Raw genomic sequence first — 1554 nt, 5'->3', positions numbered from 1 at the left:
TGATCCGGTAGATCCAGGGGAAGAGCAGCTGATCCCGGCTCCTACAGAGGAGGAGGGGGAGTATAGAACTATGAGCTCAATGGAAAAGGTAGAAGAAATGCAGGGTGAATCTTTAGCTGGTGGCAACGACAATAACAATATTGATCTTCTTGGAGATATAAATGAAATATTTAGAAATGAAGATTAGGTTTGGCTATAGAAAATCGGAGGTAAAAATATGAGTTTATTTAAGTTTTTAAGTAAATTAACTACATTCCTCTTGGTAGTCTCATTAATAATAGCAACTATATTAGCTATAGCTTCAAAGGCATCTGGTAACACGCCAAAATTTTTTGGTCATAGTATGATGCTAGTTTTATCAGGGTCTATGGAACCGACTATAAAAACTGGATCAGCCATTTTTGTTGAAGACATAGAAGACCCAACGACTTTAAAAAAGGGAGATGTAATAACGTTTATGTCTCCAGTTTTGAAAGATACTATTTTCACTCATAGAATCCTTGGTGTAAAAGGCTCTGGGAAATTTACTGAATATATAACAAAGGGAGATAATAATCCTGCTAAAGATCCATTAGCAGTACCGAATACAAGTGTATTAGGGAAATATTCAGGGATAACTATACCCTATTTAGGTCATGTAATGTCTTTGCTTCAGTCAAAGAAAGGACTTGGTTTAATGCTAATTATCCCAGGCCTACTAATCATTCTAGTGGAAGTTATATCCATGTGGAGATTTTTCTCCAAATGGGAGAGGCAGAAAAAAGTAACAGCATAATTTCGTTTGTTCCTTCTCTATAAAAAGAGAGGTCAAAAATATAAAGTTCAAATTATTAAACTTGGTGGGTGATGAGGAGGATATTACACAATGAATATTAAAGGGAAATTAGTAACAGGGGTAGCAACTATCGCAGTAGGAGCTATGGCATCCATCGGGGGAACCTTCGCGTATTTTAGTGATGAGGTTGAATCGGCAAGCACATTTACCAATGGAATCATTAATCTACAACCGGAAAAGGCAAGCATACAGTCTTTTGAGATCTCTAACTGGAAACCAGGAGATGTGTTAGAAGCGAATACTAAAAACCAGGAACCTGCTATGGTCCTAAGAAATTTGGGGACATTACCATTCAATGTATTTATGGATGTAACTGTATCAGATGAAGGAGAAGGAAGTAAGGATGCCATTGTCGTCAAAGTATTGAAATTTGGTGGTGAGAATTTGTTGAAAAAGTATGACTTCGACGCAAACAACGATGGAAAAGTCACTTTGTCAGAATTAGATACTGAATCTGCTGGTGATACGACTGTGAATGGAAAAACAGTAAGCGGGGTAGGTAAGTACATCGGCTATTTAGATGCGAATGACAAAGATCCTTCAACAAGCGAAAAAAGAACTAAATTTGTTAACTATGTTTTAGAATTCGAAGATTCAGGAACTGAACAAAATTCACTAATGGGTGAAGAAACATCTATCGACTTTAAGTTCACTGCCTTGCAGTATGAGGGGGAAACGTTCAGCTCTACCAATGGCAATATTGACAACCAAGGCTCCGG

Annotated in this window: 3 protein-coding genes; all 3 read left to right on the top strand. The window is 37.3% G+C overall.

Features of this window, described 5'->3' with window-relative positions:
* Window positions 1–187, top strand: a 187-nt coding sequence (locus tag EIZ39_RS27160) for a hypothetical protein (protein ID WP_205668649.1), incomplete at its 5' end; no start/stop codon positions are given.
* Between the two features lie 30 nt (window positions 188–217).
* Window positions 218–775 carry a signal peptidase I gene (locus tag EIZ39_RS26125; RefSeq protein WP_129204519.1) on the top strand — a complete coding sequence of 186 codons (558 nt, stop codon included), beginning with the start codon at window positions 218–220 and terminating at the stop codon, window positions 773–775.
* 90 nt (window positions 776–865) lie between these two features.
* On the top strand, window positions 866–1554 hold a 689-nt coding region (locus EIZ39_RS26120), incomplete at its 3' end, for a TasA family protein (RefSeq protein ID WP_129204517.1).

The organism is Ammoniphilus sp. CFH 90114, from assembly GCF_004123195.1.
Lineage (GTDB): Bacteria > Bacillota > Bacilli > Aneurinibacillales > RAOX-1 > YIM-78166.
This window is presented reverse-complemented; position numbering and strand designations above follow the sequence as displayed.